Annotated in this window: 21 protein-coding genes; 6 read left to right on the top strand and 15 right to left on the bottom strand. The window is 38.7% G+C overall.

The window, feature by feature from the left end; all coding sequences use genetic code 11:
• The first annotated feature begins 24 nt into the window (after positions 1 to 24).
• From GO621_RS08585 to GO621_RS08575, 3 genes are all read left to right on the top strand, one after another.
• On the top strand, positions 25 to 3549 hold the full coding sequence (locus GO621_RS08585) for a nitrate reductase (RefSeq protein WP_157566041.1): 3525 nt from the start codon (positions 25 to 27) through the stop codon (positions 3547 to 3549).
• A gap of 4 nt (positions 3550 to 3553) precedes the next feature.
• Positions 3554 to 5041, top strand: coding sequence for a rubredoxin domain-containing protein (locus GO621_RS08580; protein ID WP_157566039.1), 1488 nt, complete (start codon positions 3554 to 3556; stop codon positions 5039 to 5041).
• A 96-nt stretch (positions 5042 to 5137) separates the two neighbouring features.
• Positions 5138 to 5482 (top strand): hypothetical protein, encoded by a 345-nt coding sequence (locus tag GO621_RS08575; protein WP_157566037.1) that lies wholly within the window; start codon positions 5138 to 5140, stop codon positions 5480 to 5482.
• Between the two features lie 23 nt (positions 5483 to 5505).
• Here the strand turns inward: GO621_RS08575 and GO621_RS08570 are convergent, their stop codons facing one another.
• On the bottom strand, positions 5506 to 6129 hold the full coding sequence (locus GO621_RS08570) for a hypothetical protein (RefSeq protein WP_157566035.1): 624 nt from the start codon (positions 6127 to 6129) through the stop codon (positions 5506 to 5508).
• Positions 6130 to 6290: 161 nt separating this feature from the next.
• Between GO621_RS08570 and GO621_RS08565 the strand changes: the two genes are divergently transcribed.
• Positions 6291 to 6944 (top strand): YceH family protein, encoded by a 654-nt coding sequence (locus tag GO621_RS08565; protein ID WP_157566032.1) that lies wholly within the window; start codon positions 6291 to 6293, stop codon positions 6942 to 6944.
• A gap of 61 nt (positions 6945 to 7005) precedes the next feature.
• Here GO621_RS08565 and GO621_RS08560 read toward each other — a convergent pair whose 3' ends face one another.
• The gene (locus tag GO621_RS08560) at positions 7006 to 7425 is read right to left on the bottom strand and encodes a YidH family protein (RefSeq protein WP_157566030.1); all 420 of its coding nucleotides are present in this window, start codon (positions 7423 to 7425) and stop codon (positions 7006 to 7008) included.
• A 415-nt stretch (positions 7426 to 7840) separates the two neighbouring features.
• On the opposite strand from GO621_RS08560, the gene GO621_RS08555 reads away from it, so the two are divergent.
• Positions 7841 to 8059, top strand: coding sequence for a type II toxin-antitoxin system Phd/YefM family antitoxin (locus tag GO621_RS08555; protein WP_157566028.1), 219 nt, complete (start codon positions 7841 to 7843; stop codon positions 8057 to 8059).
• Positions 8060 to 8733: 674 nt separating this feature from the next.
• Here the strand turns inward: GO621_RS08555 and GO621_RS08550 are convergent.
• The 6 genes from GO621_RS08550 to GO621_RS08525 form a co-directional block, all read right to left on the bottom strand.
• Complete coding sequence (locus GO621_RS08550; protein WP_157566025.1) at positions 8734 to 9705, bottom strand: alpha/beta hydrolase; 972 nt, start codon at positions 9703 to 9705, stop codon at positions 8734 to 8736.
• A gap of 45 nt (positions 9706 to 9750) precedes the next feature.
• Entirely contained in the window at positions 9751 to 10146 is a 396-nt protein-coding gene (locus GO621_RS08545) for a hypothetical protein (RefSeq protein ID WP_157566023.1), read from the bottom strand.
• A gap of 26 nt (positions 10147 to 10172) precedes the next feature.
• A complete protein-coding gene (locus GO621_RS08540; RefSeq protein ID WP_157566021.1) occupies positions 10173 to 10490 on the bottom strand; it encodes a HigA family addiction module antitoxin in 318 nt (105 codons plus the stop codon).
• A 13-nt stretch (positions 10491 to 10503) separates the two neighbouring features.
• Positions 10504 to 10782 (bottom strand): type II toxin-antitoxin system RelE/ParE family toxin, encoded by a 279-nt coding sequence (locus GO621_RS08535; RefSeq protein ID WP_157566018.1) that lies wholly within the window; start codon positions 10780 to 10782, stop codon positions 10504 to 10506.
• Between the two features lie 122 nt (positions 10783 to 10904).
• Positions 10905 to 11621 carry a DUF92 domain-containing protein gene (locus GO621_RS08530; protein WP_157566016.1) on the bottom strand — a complete coding sequence of 239 codons (717 nt, stop codon included), beginning with the start codon at positions 11619 to 11621 and terminating at the stop codon, positions 10905 to 10907.
• Positions 11621 to 12958, bottom strand: a complete 1338-nt coding sequence (locus tag GO621_RS08525) for a hypothetical protein (protein WP_157566014.1) — start codon at positions 12956 to 12958, stop codon at positions 11621 to 11623. Before GO621_RS08525 ends, GO621_RS08530 begins: the two co-directional genes overlap by 1 nt.
• A 356-nt stretch (positions 12959 to 13314) precedes the next feature.
• Between GO621_RS08525 and GO621_RS08520 the strand changes: the two genes are divergently transcribed.
• A complete protein-coding gene (locus tag GO621_RS08520; RefSeq protein WP_157566012.1) occupies positions 13315 to 14826 on the top strand; it encodes a malate:quinone oxidoreductase in 1512 nt (503 codons plus the stop codon).
• 75 nt (positions 14827 to 14901) lie between these two features.
• On the opposite strand, the gene GO621_RS08515 is transcribed toward GO621_RS08520, so the two are convergent.
• From GO621_RS08515 to GO621_RS08485, 7 genes are all read right to left on the bottom strand, one after another.
• Complete coding sequence (locus tag GO621_RS08515; protein WP_198170183.1) at positions 14902 to 15603, bottom strand: hypothetical protein; 702 nt, start codon at positions 15601 to 15603, stop codon at positions 14902 to 14904.
• Positions 15604 to 15641: 38 nt separating this feature from the next.
• Positions 15642 to 16265, bottom strand: a complete 624-nt coding sequence (locus GO621_RS08510; protein ID WP_157566008.1) for a hypothetical protein — start codon at positions 16263 to 16265, stop codon at positions 15642 to 15644.
• A gap of 22 nt (positions 16266 to 16287) precedes the next feature.
• Positions 16288 to 17343 (bottom strand): DUF2157 domain-containing protein, encoded by a 1056-nt coding sequence (locus GO621_RS08505; protein WP_157566007.1) that lies wholly within the window; start codon positions 17341 to 17343, stop codon positions 16288 to 16290.
• 30 nt (positions 17344 to 17373) lie between these two features.
• Positions 17374 to 18381: a bifunctional riboflavin kinase/FAD synthetase gene (locus GO621_RS08500; protein ID WP_157566005.1), complete on the bottom strand. Its 1008-nt coding sequence runs from the start codon at positions 18379 to 18381 to the stop codon at positions 17374 to 17376.
• A 64-nt stretch (positions 18382 to 18445) separates the two neighbouring features.
• Complete coding sequence (gene truB / locus GO621_RS08495) at positions 18446 to 19171, bottom strand: tRNA pseudouridine(55) synthase TruB (protein ID WP_157566003.1); 726 nt, start codon at positions 19169 to 19171, stop codon at positions 18446 to 18448.
• 80 nt (positions 19172 to 19251) lie between these two features.
• Positions 19252 to 19467, bottom strand: a complete 216-nt coding sequence (locus GO621_RS19380) for a type II toxin-antitoxin system HicA family toxin (RefSeq protein ID WP_198170182.1) — start codon at positions 19465 to 19467, stop codon at positions 19252 to 19254.
• A 9-nt stretch (positions 19468 to 19476) separates the two neighbouring features.
• On the bottom strand, positions 19477 to 19686 hold the full coding sequence (locus tag GO621_RS08485) for a 2-oxoisovalerate dehydrogenase (RefSeq protein ID WP_232335613.1): 210 nt from the start codon (positions 19684 to 19686) through the stop codon (positions 19477 to 19479).
• Positions 19687 to 19709 lie beyond the last annotated feature (23 nt).

Genomic DNA, 19709 nt, shown 5'->3' with positions numbered 1-19709 from the left:
CAAGACTTCTAAAACTAAAACTGAATGTCCGCAAAGAATAAAGAAAATAATCAATTCACCTCAACCTGCTGCTATTGTGGTGTGGGTTGTGGTGTGGTGATTAATAAGGAAAAGAATGGCACGATCACTTTAGAAGGCGATCAAAACCATCCGGTGAACAGGGGAATGCTTTGCAGTAAAGGTTTAAACCTGCATTATACCGTTAACGATAAAAGCGACCGGCTGCTTTATCCGCAAATGCGTTACAACAAAAGCATGCCGCTGCAACGCGTAAGCTGGGACGAAGCCATGGAACGTACCGCCGCCGTTTTTAAAACTTTTATTGAGAAATACGGTCCGGATTCTGTTGCTTTTTATGCTTCCGGACAGTGTTTAACCGAAGAATATTATGTGCTTAACAAGTTGATGAAAGGCTTTATCGGCAGCAATAATATCGATACCAATTCCAGGTTGTGCATGAGCAGTGCGGTTGTTGGTTATAAAATGTCTTTGGGTGAAGACAGCGTGCCGATTTGTTATGATGATATTGAGCTGGCAGATTGTTTTTATGTAACCGGAGCAAACCCAGCCTGGTGCCATCCGATTTTATGGCGACGGGTAGAAGCACACAAAGCAGCAAATCCGGAAATTAAAATTATTGTAGTTGATCCTCGCATAACCGATTCTTGTTCATTAGCAGATCTGCACCTGCAAATTAATCCCGGAACAGATATTATTTTAAATCATGCCATCGGTCGTTTACTGATTGAAAATGGTTATACCGATGCCGATTTTATTGCTAAGCACACAGAAGGTTTCGAGGCTTATGCTGAAAGTGTTTTTGGTAAAACGATTAGCGAAGCCGCTGAAATTTGTGGCATAAAAGAAGTATCCATCCATTTAGCCGCAAAATATATCGGCGAAGCCAAAGGGTTTATTTCGATGTGGACGATGGGTTTAAACCAAAGTGCTATCGGGGTAAATAAAAATTTAAGTCTTATCAACCTAAACCTGATTACCGGCAAAATTGGTAAACCTGGTTCTGGTCCGTTTTCTTTAACTGGCCAGCCAAACGCAATGGGCGGCCGCGAAGTTGGCGGAATGGCTAATCTGCTTCCCGGCCATCGTGAACTTAGTAATCAGCAGCACCGGCAGGAAGTACAGAATTTTTGGGGAGGAACTGTTATCTCTCCAAATCCTGGTTTTACTGCAACAGAAATTTTTGAAGCTTTAAATGATGGCCGCTTAAAAGCTATCTGGATTATTTGCACCAATCCGTTAACCAGTATGCCAAATGTTCGTTTGGCCGAAGAAGCTTTGAAAAAAGCAAAATTTGTGGTAGTGCAGGAAATTAGCAATAAACCGGAAACATTAAAATTTGCGGATGTAGTTTTTCCGGCTGCCGGATGGACGGAAAAGGAAGGAACGATGACCAATTCAGAAAGGCGCATCAGTTATCTACCTAAAATTATAGAACCGCCGGGAGAAGCTTTGCCGGATGCAGAAATTATTTGTCGTTTTGCCCGTAAAATGAACTTTAAAGGTTTTGATTTTGCATCAGCATCAGAGATTTTTAAGGAACATACCAAGCTTACTGCAAAAACCAACATTGATATCAGTGCTTTAGATTACAGCATTTTAAAAGCACAAAAAACAGTTCAGTGGCCGTACCGCAAAAAAAGTTTGCAGCAGGGAACTGTCCGTTTATTTACCGATAACCGTTTTTATACGCCTTCAAAAAAAGCAGTGATAAAAACAGTATTAGATGGTTTTGCAAGCGAACAACCTGATGCCGATTTCCCATTTGTGTTAACCACTGGCCGCATTCGCGATCAATGGCATACCATGAGCAAAACCGGAAAAGTAAGTAAATTAAATAAGCATATTTCCGAACCTTACTTAGAAATTCATCCTCAAGATGCTGCGGAATTAAATTTAGCAGATCATGATTTGGTAACGATCAAATCGCGCCGCGGAGAAGTTCGCGTAAAAGCAAAGCTTACTTCCAACATAAAAAAAGACGTAGTTTTTTTGCCGATGCATTGGGGCAAAATCTTAAACAGCGACCTTAACAGGGCTAACAACGTTACTAATGATCTGGTTGATCCGGTTTCCAAAGAACCAGATTTTAAATTTTGCGCCGTTAGCGTTTCAAAATATAAAAAACCTGTTCAGCGCATTGTAATTATTGGTGCTGGAGCAGGTGCTTTTGGTTTTGTAAAATCTTACCGGGAACTGAACCAGGATGATGAAATTATCATTTTTAGTAAAGAAAACCATCCTTTTTATAACCGCGTAATGTTGCCGGATTATATCAGCGGAGAGCAAACCTGGCAGCAGCTCGTCAAGATGACGGACGAGGAAGAACCGGATTATAATATCCGCCTGCTTCGTGGCATAAGCGTTGAAAAAGTTGACCGTGCAAATAAGTTTGTAATTGATTCGCGCGGAATAAAAACTACTTATGATGTGCTGATTATGGCAACAGGAAGCAGCGCTTCTGTTCCAAAAAATGTGCCTTCTTTGCCTGGTATTTTTACCATGCGTAACCGAAATGATGCTGATAATTTCAAACAACATGCTCCTAAAAACGGCCATGTGGTAATTGTGGGTGGTGGATTACTGGGCTTGGAAATGGCTGCTTCGCTTCGGGAAATCGGTATCCGCATAACGATTGTACAACGTATCTCCCGTTTTTTAAGTCGGCAATTAGATACTTTAGGAAGCCAGTTGCTGCATGAAGAAATGGTGGACCAGGGTTGCGATATTTTTTACAATGATGAAATCCAGTTGTTTTATGGCCGATCCAAATTAACCGGAGTTGGTTTAAGAAGTGGTCGTAAAATTAATTGCGATGCCATGATCCTTGCTATAGGCACCACACCAAACTTAGAACTGGCACGCGATTGTGGCTTAACCTATAAACGCGGCGTAATTGTAAATGAACGGCTGCAAACCAACGATCCGGATGTATATGCAATCGGAGAAATTGCAGAATTTGATGGAATATTATATGGTGTAACTGCCGCTGCAGAGCAACAAGCACAGGTGGTTGCACGCTATTTAAGCGGCGATATTGCCAGTTATTATCAGGGAAGTTTACTCATGAACATTATTAAAATTCATGGATTTGATTTATGTAGTATTGGTACAACAGAATGCCCAGAAGGAAGCGATTATGAAGAAATCGTTTTTATTGATAAAGCCAAACGCTATTATAAAAAATGTGTCATCCATCAAGATAAATTGGTTGGTACAATTTTAATTGGCGATAAAAGTGAATTCCTGGAATTTAAAGAATTGATTGCAAACAAAACAGAGTTGAGCGATAAACGCCTGCAACTACTTCGGAGCGGTAAAAAAGCCGAGCCGGTTTTAGGAAAATTAGTTTGCAGCTGCAATAATGTAGGAGCAGAAAATATCTGTAATAAAATAAAATCCGGCTGTACAGAACTGAAAGAACTGAGTGAAACCACTGGTGCCGGAACAGGTTGCGGCTCGTGCAGGCCGGAAGTAAAACGGATTTTAGAAGAATATTTAGAAGCTGAATTATTAGAAAAAGCAGGTTGAAACGATGGAAAATGCTACCGAATTTACGATGAAGATTAATTTGTCAGGCGGAATTATTTCTCCCGGAGATTTGCAGGAAGCTTTAAATATTGCTGAAAAATCTGGTGCAACTGATATTGTTTTTGGTAACCGGCAGCAGCTTTTTTTTAAGGTAAAAGAAGCACAGCTGGACGATTTGAACCATGAATTGCTAATGGCCGATATTCATTATGAAATGGATTCAGATGAATATCCAAATATCATGAGTTCGTACGTTACTGATGATATTTTTGATAATCCAAATTGGTTGAGCGAAGGCGTTTTTAAAGATATTTTTGATTTATTTTATTTCCGCCCAAAACTTAAAATTAACCTGATTGGCAGCAACCAAACTTTTGTTCCGTTTTTTACCGGCAATTTAAATTTTGTTTCTTCGGAAGTTAGCAATTACTGGTTCTTGTATGTCCGTTTTCCCAAAACAAACCAGTTGTATTGCTGGCCTTCATTAATTTATTCGGAAGATATTTCCGAAATCAGTAAAAATATTGAAAGACAGATATTGGAGAACAAAAATTTGTTTTATGATCAGCAAAATATTAATGCCGAGTTGCTTTACGAAAAAACAGCTGCTAAAAACAGCATGGCCATCCAGCCGATTCAACAGCAATTAAAACTGCCAGACTTTCAATTACCTTATTACGAAGGGTTTAACCGTTATGGAAACAATAAACTTTGGCTGGGGATTTACCGCCGGAATGAATCTTTTAGCATCGATCTTTTAAAAGATATTTGTAAAATCTGTTTGAAAACCCGCATCGGCCAATTGCATATTACACCTTGGAAATCATTGGTTGTTAAAGGAATTGAACCGGCAGACCGTAAATATTGGGGAAAAATCCTGGATCAATACAGAATAAATGTTCGTCATGCTTCCAACGAATTAAACTGGCAACTGGAAAATTTGTGTGCCGAAGGTTTGCGTTTAAAACAGGAACTGGTCAGGCAGTTTGAAGAAGCCGATTTGCGCACTTACCGGCTTTGTTTCGCCATAAAAACACATCTTAAATCTGGCTTGTTCGGTTCTGTTATTATTCGAAAGCTACTAAGTACTTCTGACCAGGAACAGGCGCTTTTTGAAATTTTGCATACGCGGGACTTCAATCCAAACACTAAAGAATTTGTTGTTTATAAAATCAATTTGCAGGAAGAACAGCTTGGCCCTGAGTTGATCGCTTTATGCAACTATTATTATGAGTTGCAAAATGATCATAATTTATCAGCATTAAATGAAATTATTGCGGAGGAAATATCTGCGGATGCAGCAATATACTTCGTTTATCAATGCAAAAACTGCCTCACTATTTACGATCAATTTTGGGGAGATGAACTGAACAGCATATCTGCAGGAACTAATTTTACAGATCTGGTTACTTATCAATGCCCAACCTGCGATTCGCCCAAAGAAGATTTTATAGCGATAGAAAAGGTTGTACCGCATTTAGCTAGCGTTTAAAATCAATGCTGTTTTTATGCGATAAAAATCGACATAAAAATAGCGGGAATAATAAGACGAACCAATAACTTTGTATGGCGGAACAAAAAATAAACAATGAAACCAGGCGACAAAGTAATTTGCATTAATGCTACAATTGATCCGGAAAAGGCAGAAGAAATACGCAAGGATTTTGAAATCTGGGTCACTAAAGATAAAGAATATACCATCCGCGAAATTCTAGACAATAAAGGGATTGTAACCGGTGTTTTGCTGGAAGAAGTGCACAATTTCCCTAAATATTTTAAGCTGATTGGCCGTTACCAGGAACCTGCTTTTGCCATCTGGCGTTTCAGGAAATTAAATTATGCCACTAAAACAGAAACGGTAGAAGAGGAGCACGAACTGGTAGAAGTTGGCGTGCAAAAGCAACCTGAAAAAGAAAAGGGTTTTTTAAAATAAACCGTCCTTTTCTGATGCTTCTTTTAGCTGTCTTTTTTTGGCTCGATCAACCCTTCAACCAGGTTTTTCCACTGGTGGTTTGAAAAACCAAGTATTGCGCCCAAGGCAACAACTGTATGCCTGATGGTATCCCAAAACCTGTTTGCTTTCAGGTTCGGAACTTCATTGCGGCTATGTACTTCTGCGCTTACGGTATTTCCTTTTCGCTTCACTATAAACGTACTGGTGGCATCTTCATGAAAAAAATGTGCTACATTCTGATTAGGGTTTTGAGGATTGGAAGAAGGCCGTACGCGGATAGAAACAACCTGTACATCAGCCGCTTGATCTGTTTCATCCTGAATGGCTTCTATTTTCACCCAGTCATCTCCGTTGCCACTATCCGGCCCGGGTGCAGGGATATGGATTTTAAAACAATCGCCTTCCTGTGCCGGCCGGTCAACTTCCAAACCATTGCTATTGGTTAATTGAAACCCGGACGAAAAACCGCTGGCAATTTCTCCCCAATGGGAAATATTAAGCAGCCTTTTTTTTACTGTTTCAAAAAGTTTTTCAGCTTCTTCCCGGCTTTTTAAAGTTTCCTCGTGTATAACATCTACCTGGTTCCCTTTTTGCTGTTCGGGTATGTTTTTATCTTCTATCGACATAAAACTTCTTTTAAATTGAACACAAAAAAAGAAAGGTAGTTTTTGTGTTTGAGGAAGAAAAAGTGAATGGGCAATGCTGTTTTTATCGTCCTAAAAATTGAATTTGGATAAAAATTGAAACTTGGGTTTTGTACGATCAAACAGATCATTACTTTTAAAAAATGGATTCACCTACTACTTTGCCTGTATTATCTCCCGAAGAACTGCGCGTTCTGGGCGTTTTGATGGAAAAAAGCAAAACCACGCCCGATTATTATCCCATGACTTTAAACAGCTTAACTATTGCTTGCAACCAGAAATCATCGCGAAAACCTGTGGTAGATTATGATGAAGAAACGGTGGTTTTAGCTTTAAATTTATTAAAGAAAAAAGGCTTGGTTTCTACTGCAACCGGCGGTTCTATCCGTTCCGTAAAGTACAAACATAGCTTTGCCATCGTTTTTCCGGTTGTTCCTGCTGAAGTTGCAATTATCTGTTTATTAATTTTACGCGGTCCGCAAACGCCGGGCGAACTCAACACCAATTCGGGCAGGTTGTATGAATTTGGGTCGATAGAAGAAGTACAATCGGTTTTAGAAAAGCTTTCTCAGCCTGAAATACCTTTTGTAAAACAATTACCGCGCCGCAGCGGACAAAAAGAAGTCCGTTTTGCGCATCTTTTAGGCGGGGAAATTGAGTTTGAGGAAGAAGAAACGCCGCAGGAACCGGCACGCAGATCGGTAAGCGAACTGGAAGCACGTGTTACGCAATTAGAACAAAATTATATCGGGCTAAAAGAAGCATTTGATAAATTGATGAAGGAATTGATGGGATAAAAGAAGTATGTATTGTTTTAAGGTTAAAAAATCAATAACATAGTTTATCAATCCGGTACGTTTAAAACGTAATGCTGGGCAATAAATACCAAATCAAAAGGATGCTGACAACAACTAATGCAATTGTTAACACAAGCGAAAGCCAGAACGAAGGATAATACTTTTTACCGTTCAGCTGTTGTTCAATATTTCTATATCTGATATAAGCTAATAATGCTAAAATTGCACCTACGGCAACCAGGAGTATCCCGATAACAGAAGAGTAACCTTTGCCAGCAATGGCAGGATTTTTATCGCCTAAAGCATAAGATAATTGCCTGATAAAAAGCGTAAACTTTACTACAACAAAGCCAAATCCCATAATGGCAATGCTGGTCCTTATCCAAGCCAGAAAAGTTCTTTCATTTGCTAAATGATCACTGGCATTTGCTTGTTTTAGAGGTTGGTTCTCTGTTGATGTATCAGGTGGCGTTTTTAACATTTACTTGGATTGATAATTTAAACACTATAAATGTAGTTTTTTAAATGATGTTATAGGAAACTACGTTTTCCCCTCAAAAAACCTTTGCAACCATGATTTAAAATCACTTTAATTAAGAAGTTGTTTAAACTTTTTTTCTGGCCCTCTTTTTTGGGGCCGATGCTTCTTTTATCGCCTAAAAATCACTAAAGACCTATAAGGTTTTCAAAACCTTATAGGTCTTTAGTGATTAAATGTAAACACCAATTTTACCCGGTAAAAGAAGCATGGGCACTAAACCTGGGCATGCCGAAGAACCAAATTTAAATGGCCCCAAAAAGTTTAAACAACCTCTAAGTTTACAACATAACTTCGGTAAGAAATACGACAAGGAAAAGTACTCTAACTGCAAATCGAATTACATATATTTGTTACTATGGCAACCATAACAATACATACTGCTAATACTGATCAGGACACTGCTATCCGGCTTTTTTTAGATGCTTTGTACGTAGAGTATAAAAGCGATGAGGTAGATGACACGAAATACTTACTATCAACATCTGCCAATGCTGATCATTTAAAAAAGTCTATTGAACAAATGGAGGCCGGTGAAGTAACAAAGGTTAATTTGGATGATATATGGAAGCCGTAAATTTTACGGCAGAAGCAATTGTTGATCTTGCTTATTGGCAAAAAAGTGGAAATGCAATATTAAAACTTCGCTGAACATTGTTTTTAAACTACGAAGTTGTTTAAACTTTTTTCTGCCCCTGTTTTTTGAATTAATGCTTCTTTTACCACCTAAAAATCTTAATCATGGGGTTTTGGTTTTTTAGGTTGATGCTTCTTTTATCACCTGAAAATGTTAGGGCCTGTTCAAATTTTGTCTTTTTTTGATGCTTCTTTGATGCCATCATTTTTTGTGTTTTTGGTTTTTTGGCTAAAGCCGGTTGCCTGTTATCCTTTGTCCACGGCCTGAAGGCCGTGGCAACCGGAATTTGAACCTGACTATACGTCCTGTCCGCACAGGGCCAATTCAGCATTAGTAAACAAAGATCTGTTGTAAAAAACACGCTTTAAAATTGCCACTGCCTTCGGGCCGTGGTGGTAGAAACGCAGGGAACGGCTTTAGCCAAAAAAAGGGGCACACAAAAGTTACGGAATAAATTTTAAACAGGCCTTAATGCTCCGGTTTTGATTTTTTGGGCCGATGCTTCTTTTATCACCTAAAAATGTTAATCTTTAGGTTTTGGTTCTTGGTGTCGATGCTTCCTGTGCAGGTTTAAACGGAGCCCTAAAAGTTTAAACAACTTCTACTGCTTCTCCTCAAAGCACCTTCCCCAAAAACCCAACAATATAATCTACAGTTGGCGTAAACCAAGGTTCAAACATACAAAATCCATGTGGCGAATCTGGAAAGGAATGAACTTCAGAATAAATATGGTACTCGTCTAATATCTTCCGGAAATCATCACGTCCGGCATGCATCCGATCAACAGAACTGTTCAGAAATAAAAACGGCGGCGTGTTTTTACCAACGTGTGTTAAAGGCGATGCTTCTTTTAGCAGGTTAAAATTGTTCATTTTGGTATAACCAAACCAGTAAGTAGAAGCCGAAATAGATTTTGTATCGTTTCCTTCTCCGGATTCCGGGTGAACGAAAGAAAGTATCCCATCAATATCAACCACAGCATTTACATTACTGGAAGCTTGATTATTACAAGGATCAGAACCTTCAAAAGCTGGATTTTGTCGGGTTGTACCTAACAAGGCAGCCAGTTCTCCTCCGGCAGAAAAACCTAAAACAGCAATTTTAGTAGTATCAATATTAAATTTTGTTGCGTTAGCGTGCATCCAGCGCAAGGCTGATTTTAAATCATAAACGGCAGCCGGATAAAGTGCTTCGGTAGAAAGCCGGTAATCGGCAGTAAAACAAACATAACCTTTTGAGGCCAGCCGTTGGGCAAGCGGAATTTGTTGTGCGCGGTTTCCGGAACGCCAGCCGCCGCCAAAAATAATTAAAATAGCAGGAAGTTTTCTTTTTCCGGCTTTCGGATAAAAAGCATCGAGGTACAAGTTCCGGTTCTTTAAACTACAATAAACCAGGTTGCGTTTTTCCTGAACGCCTGGTAATGATGCTTCTTTTACCAGTATAATATTGGGATATTTTTTTCTTGTAGATTGAAACGCACTGTAATTGGTATAACTGGTATCGGGTTTCTGGGTAAGGCCGGAAGTAAGTTGTGCTTGGGAAGGAAGAAAATAGAGAAGGAGAAGAAATGAGAGTAGATATTTCATTAAAAAGGTCTATAATAGTTGTTACCTAAGGTAGCTACATTAAAGCTAATTATTCTTTTTAACAGAATCTATTTGGACCGTTTTATAAGCATTTGGATATTTTTCATCATCAAGTGTAATTTCTACTACGCCATATTTGCCTGCCTGGCCGTATTTTTCAGTATCTTTAGAATCCTTCGATACATGGATGGATTTAATAGCCTGCGGATCAAGGGAGTTTAACTGGTTACCCATTATTTCTTTACCATGCGATTTAATTACATATAAAGATTCCTGCCCGATCAAACCTGCCCTGCTTGGTGTGCAAATACGTATTTTTTTGTTTTTTGAAGCATCCGCAGCACTACCTGTAGGCGACGGAAATTGTGCTACGGTTACCAATTGTGCTACGGTTATCTCTCCTGATAGCGTAAATAATAGCAGGATAAAAAAGGTTTTCATGGTGATTATTTTCTTCAAAGAAGTTTTTAGTAGCTGGAATTAACCTGCAAATCTTTTTTTCGCATCATCTGCACTTGTACTTTTGAACGGTTTTGTTTAGCCTGCCATAAATCATAGCTTTGTTGCATATTTAGCCAAAGTTCTGGAGTAGTATTAAGTGCTTCTGATAAGCGTAAAGCCATTTCTGCACTTATTCCCATTCTTCCGTTTACCAGTAAGGATAAAGTGCGTCGTGATACGCCTAAATTTATAGAAGCTTGTGTAATCGTTACTTCTAACGGGTCAAGGTATAAACCTTTTAATACTTCTCCCGGATGGACGGGCGGCATTCCTTGTTTTAACATAATTTGTTTCTCCTCAATGATAATCTACGTAATCAATATCAAGAATATTTTCATCAACAAAACGAAAGATAATACGATAATTTCCTGAAACTTTTATTGCCCAAAAACCGGTAAGGCTCCCTTTTAAAGCATGCAGGGCAGAACCCGGAAAATTAACGTCTTCAACAAGCTTTGCATTGTGTAATAAGATTAAAATAAGCCTGATTTTTGTAATATGTGCAGCCGGTAGTTTAGAAGAATCGCCTTTTTCCCAAAAAAGTTTTAACCCTTTGTGCCGAATGCTTTCAATCATTACTCAAATGTAAAAGCTTATGTTACGGTTTACAAGTTTCGGATGAGTAAATAAAGTCGAATTAAAGGTTATTTATATCTCTTAGTGCTTTTAAAATAATAATATGGCTATATAAATTGATTTCAGTTGGAAAAAGAGGATAACAGCATTGCAACAACCGCAGCAACAACTGTATTCAAAAAATTAACGGCATTGTTGCCTAAATAATGTTTTCGCTCTAAAGTAGCGCCGAGAACAGAATCTGCAAAGTTACCAATTGTTCCGGCAATAACAATCCACCAAAAATTGATCGTCCAGCCAAAGCTAAAAGCGTAAATAGCAGCAATGATAATGCTTGCTGCCAGGCCAAACAATGTTCCTTTCAGGCTGATTACGCCGTCCAGTCCTTTTTGGTCTTTTTTTAACGTGATGATGTTATAAAACCGTTTTCCGTAAACTGTTCCCATCTCCGATGAAATGGTATCTGCAGCAGCAGAAGCTAAACTTGCAGCCATCATCAACCTGAATAAATTAATTTTTGTTGGATAAAAGAAGCATAGCAAACCAAACAATCCGGCTGCACCAACATTGGCTAAAACTTGTGCGGTTCTGCGCTGGCCTTTGTTTTTTTCGGCTGCGCCCAATGCTTCTTTTAGCGTCAATTTATTGGCAGTAGCCAGGGCGGATAACAGAAAAAGTACGGCGGCCATCAATATTCCGTAATAACCGGCACCCAGGTATAAGCAAACGCCAAGCAAGGCAGCGGTTAAAGCAGCAGACAAAGTAAGTTTTTTTGTTTTTACGCTGAGAATTACGCCTGCTAACAATAAAACCGGAAGGAAATAATCAGCTTTTTGCATTACTTCATCTTCATTAACGAAGGATAAATCCGCAGAAAAACTTCGCCTGCATAAGGATTTTTACCGTACAAATTATCTAAACGATTATTGGTATGATACCAGGAAAGCTGTCCGCCTGCTGCAACACGGATTTTACCGATATGAAACAAATCGTAATTCAATCCAAAAGTTAAAGCATTAACCGGAAAAAGTGTATCTTCTCCGTATAAATTCTCATCCAGGTTCAGTTCCTCACGCGATTTTTGTACCCACTCGTATCGGGTATATAAATCCAGTTTTTTTAAGCGATAATCTGCTTCCAGCAAAGCCGTGTTCTGGCCATCCTGGTTTTTGTATTTATTCAATCCCCATAATGCAGTAACGTTTAAAAATTGTTTTCCTGCAAAAGGCTTGCTGTAAATGGCAGAAGCAATAGTCCGGTTTACGTTTTCATCCGGATGAAGCAGCTCTGGACTTTTTATAAATCCATGAGAAACCTCCAAAGCCCAGTTTTTTGACGGGTTGTAAGATAAGCGGCCGCTCCAGGAATCAAATTTGGGTTTGTCAAAATCCAGCCGGTTCTCGTCCGGTTCCCTTCCCGTAAAGGAAGAACCTTCAATCTTAAATTTATACAAACGTAAACCTAAAGTTGCTACACCGAATGTAATATGTGTGCCATCGTTCCAGTGATGGCCAATCGGTGCGTCCGGGTTAGAAAGCGCAGAAGGCCGATGCATGAAAGCTGTTGAACCCAATGCAGGTTCGCCGGGATAACCGATATAAAAGCTCAAATCAGTTTTTTTGTTGAAGCTGTAGGAATAACTGGCAGCCAGCTCAGAAAACAGATCATGCGGATGCTGGCGATCAACCAAAGGCACATTTTTCCAACTTTCTCCGGTTTGAAATAACAGTGGATAACCATTTCCGCCTTCTGTAAAATAATCCGCAGAAAGCATTACGTTAAAATGGAACAAGCCTTTTTGTCCAACCTGCCGCTGTCCCATCGCCATAAACCAGTTCGGCGCATCCAGTTTATTTGCACCTCGTGAACCTTTATTAGTAAAATCCTGACTGGTAAAACGGGGTGCAATATTGCCATGCAGCATATACATCCATTTTCCGGAGTTCAGCATAATTCCATACATTGGTGCTGCATCAGGGAGCCAGGCAGTTCCGGAACCATCGCGGTTCATGGGCAGGTTTAAAGAATAACCGCTGTTCATCTGCATTTTCATGCTGCTGGTATCGTTCATTTCCATACCTTTCATGTCTGCCATATTGTGCTGCTGCGCTTTAACTTTTATTATTATCAGCAGCAGCAGAGGGATTAGTTTAAGGGAGAGTTTTGCTTTCTTCATATCAACACAAAATTATTCTGATTCGTACACACCATTTTATATAATCCTGTTTAAGATTTATAAAATTATTACGTTATAAGATGTCTATGAACAATAAAAACCAGCTATATATGTTCAAACAAAAGGATAATGCTTCTTTTATCATACAATAATTCGGCAAGCTGATTCCCTATTTTTAGTGCATAAAAACAGTATGATAAATCTGTAAGTTGCGTTAAATCAAATAATCCTTTATTTTGTTTAGCTTAAGAAAACTTGAAAACAGGGCGTCATTTGCAAATCAAATTCTGTTCGGTTATTTTTCGCGCCTTTGCTTTTAAATTTTGAATGTATCTTTGCTTTCTTCAAAAAATACGATGAATAAATCTGGAAATACTTCTGAAAATACGGATGTAATTTTAATTGGTGCCGGTATTATGAGTGCAACGCTTGGCGTAATGCTTAAAGAACTGGACCCAAACTTAACGATACAAATTTTTGAACGGCTTGACCGTGCTGCGGCAGAAAGTTCTGACGCCTGGAACAATGCCGGAACCGGCCACTCTGCTTTTTGTGAATTAAATTATACGCCCGAACTGAAAGATGGTTCGATCGAAACCTATAAAGCGGTTAAAATTGCCGAATCGTTTGAAGAGTCCAAACAGTTCTGGAGTTTTTTGGTTGAACAAAACTTTTTGCCTGACCCGCCAAGTTTTATCAGGAGCATTCCACACATGAGCTTTGTTTGGGGCGAAAAAAACGTGGAATATTTGCGCAAAAGGCATCAGGCGCTTACCAAAAACCATTTGTTTAAGGAGATGGTTTATTCGGAAGATAAAAAGCAACTGCAAGATTGGATGCCGCTGGTAATGGATGGCCGCAATCCGAACGAAAAAGTAGCTGCCACACGCATGGAAATTGGTACGGATGTAAACTTCGGTGCCTTAACCAAAGCGATGTTTAACAAGCTTAAAACGATGGATGGCGTTCAATTGCAATTTAGCCATAATGTTTTAACGCTCAGAAAAAATAAAAATGGAACGTGGGCAATTAGGGTAAAAAACCGTGCAACAGGCGAAAGCAAAAAAGTAAACGCAAAATTTGTATTTATTGGTGCCGGCGGCGGTTCCTTGCCTTTATTAGAAAGATCAGGAATTCCGGAAGGAAAAGGTTTTGGCGGATTTCCGGTTAGCGGGCAATGGCTGAGATGCGTTAACCCGGAAGTGATTAAAAAACACCAGGCAAAAGTTTACGGAAAAGCTTCTGTAGGCGCGCCGCCAATGTCTGTTCCGCATTTAGATACACGGATGATTGAGGGCAAAAGAGAATTGCTGTTTGGGCCTTATGCTGGTTTTTCGACCAAATTTTTAAAAACAGGCTCTTATTTAGATTTGATTTTATCTATCAAAACCAATAATATTTTACCGATGATGGCTGCGGGGATTAAGAATCTTCCGTTAACCAAGTATTTAATTGACCAGGTAAGGCAATCGCCGGAAGACCGTTTAAATGCTTTAAAAGAATATCTGCCAACAGCAAAAATGGAAGATTGGGAGCTGGAAGTTGCCGGACAGCGTGTGCAGGTAATCAAAAATGATCCGGTAAAAGGAGGCGTTTTAGAATTTGGAACCGAAGTGGTAAGCGCCGCCGATGGCAGTATTGCAGCTTTGTTAGGTGCTTCGCCCGGAGCATCAACGGCGGTTTCTATTATGCTTGATCTGTTAAAGCGTTGTTTCAAGGATAAAATCAATACGCCGGAATGGCAAAGCAAACTGAAAGAAATGATCCCATCTTACGGTAAAGCTTTAGGTAAAGATGCCGAACTCGCCGGAAAACTAAGAGAAGAAACCAGCAAAGTATTAGGATTGACTGTGCCTCAAACGGTTTAGTTTTACCGAAATTATAGGCATAAAAAAAGCATGACAGATTGCTCTGTTATGCTTCTTTTATGATTTAAACTTACATTAAGTAATCCAGTAAGGTTTACGGTACAATAAAAACCATTTGCCTTGTTTTTTCTCCACATGAATGATTTCTCCATTTGCCCAATGATTTTCTGGAAAACGTTGTGAAATGTAATAACATGCTTTAGTATGATTAGAGTTAAACACCACTCTCGATAAAATAACTTTTTGTAGTGAATTTCTATTTAAATGTTCGATAGAATCAGCAGACTTAAATAAATAGTTTCCGATAGTTAATCCTTTTAATCTGATAGCTTGTTTTGGATATTCTTCTGTAAAAAGCTTCTTTTCTAATTTTAGCAAAGATGGATCATCTTTAATTTTTGGATAATATCTTACTTTTAAACCCATTTCTTTTGGGTTGTACAAAGTATCGTTAACATAGTAAATTAGTTTTTCAGACAGTTGTTGGTATGTGCTATCTGCCCATTTTTTATATCTTTTGTTTGTCGCTTCTCTGCTTTCTTTGAAATTATACTTAAAAGTGGGATGTTCCTTCTCCATCAGATAACAACAAGTTGCATCAGGAAAAGTATATTTTATCACTTCCAATTCTTCAGGCTGAAGTTTTATTTGGATGATTTTCGGTTTAGAATTGCATCCGTAAAAAAAGAGGCATAAAAACAGTATCATCAACTTCCTCACATTTCTCTCCCCTTTAGTTAAACTATCCGGGTTCCAAATCTTTTCAATAAATCCCATAAGTTTTTTTGAGGGCCAAATTGTAATTAATTATATCGTTACGATGTCCAGTAAGGTTTAATATACAATAAAAACCATTTGCCTTGCTTTTTTTCAACATAAAGCATATCACCATTTCCTGCATAAACTTCTGGGTAAGAGTAAGAAACATAGTAACATGCTTTTGTATGATTTGAGTTAAATACAACCCTGGATATGGCAATGTAACGTTTCGGAACCTTTTTTAATTTTCTGATCGAATCAGCAGATGCGAAAACATAATTTCCAAACATTAGTCCGTCTAATTTTGCAGCTTGTTTTGGATATTTAATTGTAAATAACTTTTTTTCTAAGTTGAAGAAAGTTGTATCTAATTTGATTCTTGGATCATGATAATATTTGTTGCCTGAACTGAAATTTGTGGGGTTGAACAAAGTATCTTTAACAAACCAGATTAGTCTTTCAGATTTATTTCTCTTGATGCTATCTATTGCTTTTTTAAATCTTTCTCTTTGTCCCTTAGTTTGATGGAAACCTTTAGGTGGAAATTTAGGAGCTTCCAGAATCTTCCAAGGAATGGGGTCATTATTTGGAAAAGTATATTTAATCACTTCCAATTCTTCAGCCTGAAGTTTTACCGGAATAATTTCTGGCTGAGAATGGCAACAACAAAAAACAGGCATAAAAACAGTACGGGTAATTTTTTCATTCCTCTTTTGTTTTCAAACTATCCAAATTCCAGATCTTCTCAGCCTTTCTTCCAATCAGCCAAAACGATAATCCAAGAATGGCAAAGAATAATGTTTTGTTAATATTGTCCCACAAGTATTCGGTGTAACGCGTGTAAACGTTTATCAGGAGGAAAGTAATTCCAAACTCTCGGGCACCTTCATCTTTCTTTTTCAATCCATATAGAACAAAAGCTATGGAAACGGCAATGGCAATGAGCGCCCAATAAAATAAAGTAATTTGTTTTACCCGGAGCCAGTCGTTTATCGTACCAAAATTGCCAAAAATGGAAAGCAGCCAGAGCGAGCAAAAAAGGTAAGCCATACCAACAATGTAAGTAAACTCGCGAAAGTATTCCAGCCAGCGCTTTTTTCTCAGCACAAAGCAAAAAGCTACCAGTATAGCACCGAAAACAACGAAGCGTAACGGATAGTTCATACCGAGGAAATAATGCCGCCAATCTGTTTGGTAACCGGTTTCTGTACCAAACCAGCTTCCTAAGGAAATTAAAGCAAAAAGCCAGATCAAATGTGAGTTAAGTTTGTAAGCAATAAAACCATACACAAAAACCGACAGTAAAAACAGTAGTGAGTAATGTCCGGAACCATTATCAAAAGTTTTGCCTAAATAAGCAATGCAATTGGCGGTAAACAGAATGCCAAGAAAAATAACAGCTTCGTTGCTAAATACTTTTTGCGGAGAGGTTTTTTTAAGCCGATGTCCTCTTAAAAATAAAAATGCAGCTAATATTCCCGAAAATAAACTGATCAGAATATCAGGTGTATTGTACAACTGCTTTAACCAGCGGATTACTTTATCATCAATAATTAACGAAGCAATGGCAATCAATCCACAAAATAAAGCTACCCAAAAGGAGTATTGTGCCAGGCGTTTCCAGTCGAAACCTTTTACATCATAACTGTTGCGCAGGTTTGCAGCGGTTTGTTCATCAATTAAACCTTGTGTTTGCCAATGGCCAATGGTTTCGTCTAAAAATTCACTTTCTTGTTTATCGAGGTCCAGTTTTTCCAAAGCATTAATTTTGATTGGAAGTTACTTTTTTTATCGGTAAAAGTAGGCAAGCACGCTTTCTTTATCGCGGCCTAATTGTGCGGTCAGTTCTTCCAGCCCGGCAAATTTAATATCATGCCGGATAAAGGCATGAAAACTCATTTGTAAGGTTTGGTTGTAAATATCGCTGTTAAAATCAAAAATGTTCACTTCAATGTTTCGTGTCATGCCATTAATTGTTGGCCGGTGACCGATGTAAGCCATGCCTTTTAGGAGTGAAGAGTGAGGAGCGGGGATCGTGGAATCAGGAGCGGTAAGCGTGTTTTTTTCTTCGTGATTTTCCTCTCTTCGCTCACCGCTCACCGCTCTTACCTCGACCGCATAAATTCCATCCGCAGGAATCAGTTTATAACTTTCTTCTACAAACAAATTAGCGGTTGGATAACCTAAAGTCCGGCCAATCTGATCGCCGCGTATCACTTTTCCAGTGATAAAAAAAGCATAGCCCAGGAACTGATTGGCCAAACTGCTATTTCCTTGCAATAAAGCTTCTCTGATCCGGCTGGAACTTACCGCTACTTCGTTTACATCCTGTTCCGGAATTTCTTCTACCTCGTAATTATAAACCGGTGCAAATTTTTGCAGTTCTGCTAATCCGCCGGTTCGGTCTTTCCCAAAACGATGGTCATATCCAATTACAATTTTTTTGGTCCCTATCCGGTTTACCAGTATTTCCCGGATATATTCTTCGGCAGAAAGATTGGAAAAATCACGCGAAAAAGGCGTGATAATGAGATGATCGATGCCTAAACCAGCCAGCAATGCTGCTTTTTCCTGAATGGTAGAAATCAGTTTCAGGTTTTGGTCTTCCGGATGCAAAATCATCCGCGGGTGCGGAAAAAAAGTTAAAATAACTGTTTCGCCGCCGGTTTGCCTGGCTACTTCCTGTAAACGTGAAATTATTTTACGATGCCCGAGATGTACGCCATCAAAAGTACCGATGGTAACAACGGCGTTTTGCAGCGGCTTAAACTCCTGAATATCGTGGTAAATCTGCATGCTGTTTTTATGCACTAAAAATAGATAATGAGCCTGTCGAAATTATTATACTATAAAAGAAGTATCAACCAGCAGGTGCAATTTCCGTTTTTTGAGAACGGATATGATTTACCAGTTCCATTACTTCATAAGCATTTTCCAACTTAAAACCACCGCTTCTGGTGCGGGTTAATTTGGAAAGAAAAGCACCGTTGTTAAGCGCCGCGCCAAAATCGTGCACCAAAGAACGGATATAAGTGCCTTTGCTGCAAACTACACGGAAATCAATTTCAGGTAATGCTATTCTGGTAATTTCAAATTCGCTGATGGTTACTTTTCGACTTTGGCGTTCCACTTCTTCGCCACGGCGCGCTTTCTCATACAAACGTTCCCCATTTATTTTGATGGCCGAATGTGCTGGCGGAAACTGGTCAATTGCGCCCAAAAAAGCTTGGCAATTTGCTTTGATCTGGTTTTCGGTAATTCCGTCTAAAGAAAAAGTTTGGTCAACTATCGTTTCCAGATCGTAAGAAGGCGTTGTTGCACCTAAAACCATTGTTCCGGTATATTCTTTTTCTTCTGCCTGGAAAGTATCAATTTGTTTGGTGAGCTTTCCGGTACAAACAATCAGCAAGCCGGTTGCCAATGGATCTAACGTTCCGGCATGGCCAACTTTTAGTTTTAATGGTTTCATCGAGTTGCGGATTTTACCAACCACATCAAAACTCGTCCAGTTATAAGGTTTGTTGACGAGGAGCAGTTCTCCTTCGGGGAAGTTAAAGTTTTTGAAGATGCTGTTTTTATCGGGCAAAATGTAATAATGTTAAATCTTTCAAAGATATAATTAATTGCAAAAAGGTAATTTATAAGCATCAGTTTAAAAGGTCTTCTTTACTGATTCCTAAATGTGCACTTACCTGATTTAATATTTCTGAAAGTGTCCCTAATTTTAGTGGGGTTATGATCTGGGATTGTAACGTGATGAGAACCAGTTATTGTTACTCTGGTTAGCCGAATATGACTGCCTTTTTGCCTGCTGATTTTGTATCCGAATTTAGATAGAATTTTTATAAGTTCTTTGGAGGATAAATCTCTTCGCAGTTTCAATATTGTATTTTAAACAAGTAAAATTTCTTCTTTAACCATGTGTAAACGAATAATTTTGGGCATTTGATCTTCCTCAAAATGACAATGAACAGCTTCGCGGATTTCTGATTTTAGTTCATCCAATGTTTCTGCTTCTGTAAATATAGGTTCACCTAAAGCATGAGCTGTATAACCACCTTCTATTGCTTCTTCAACCAGAAAAAAAACTTCATTCATCATTTAAAGATACTTCTTTTACACAA

Source organism: Mucilaginibacter arboris, from assembly GCF_009754915.1.
Lineage (GTDB): Bacteria > Bacteroidota > Bacteroidia > Sphingobacteriales > Sphingobacteriaceae > Mucilaginibacter_A > Mucilaginibacter_A arboris.
This window is presented reverse-complemented; position numbering and strand designations above follow the sequence as displayed.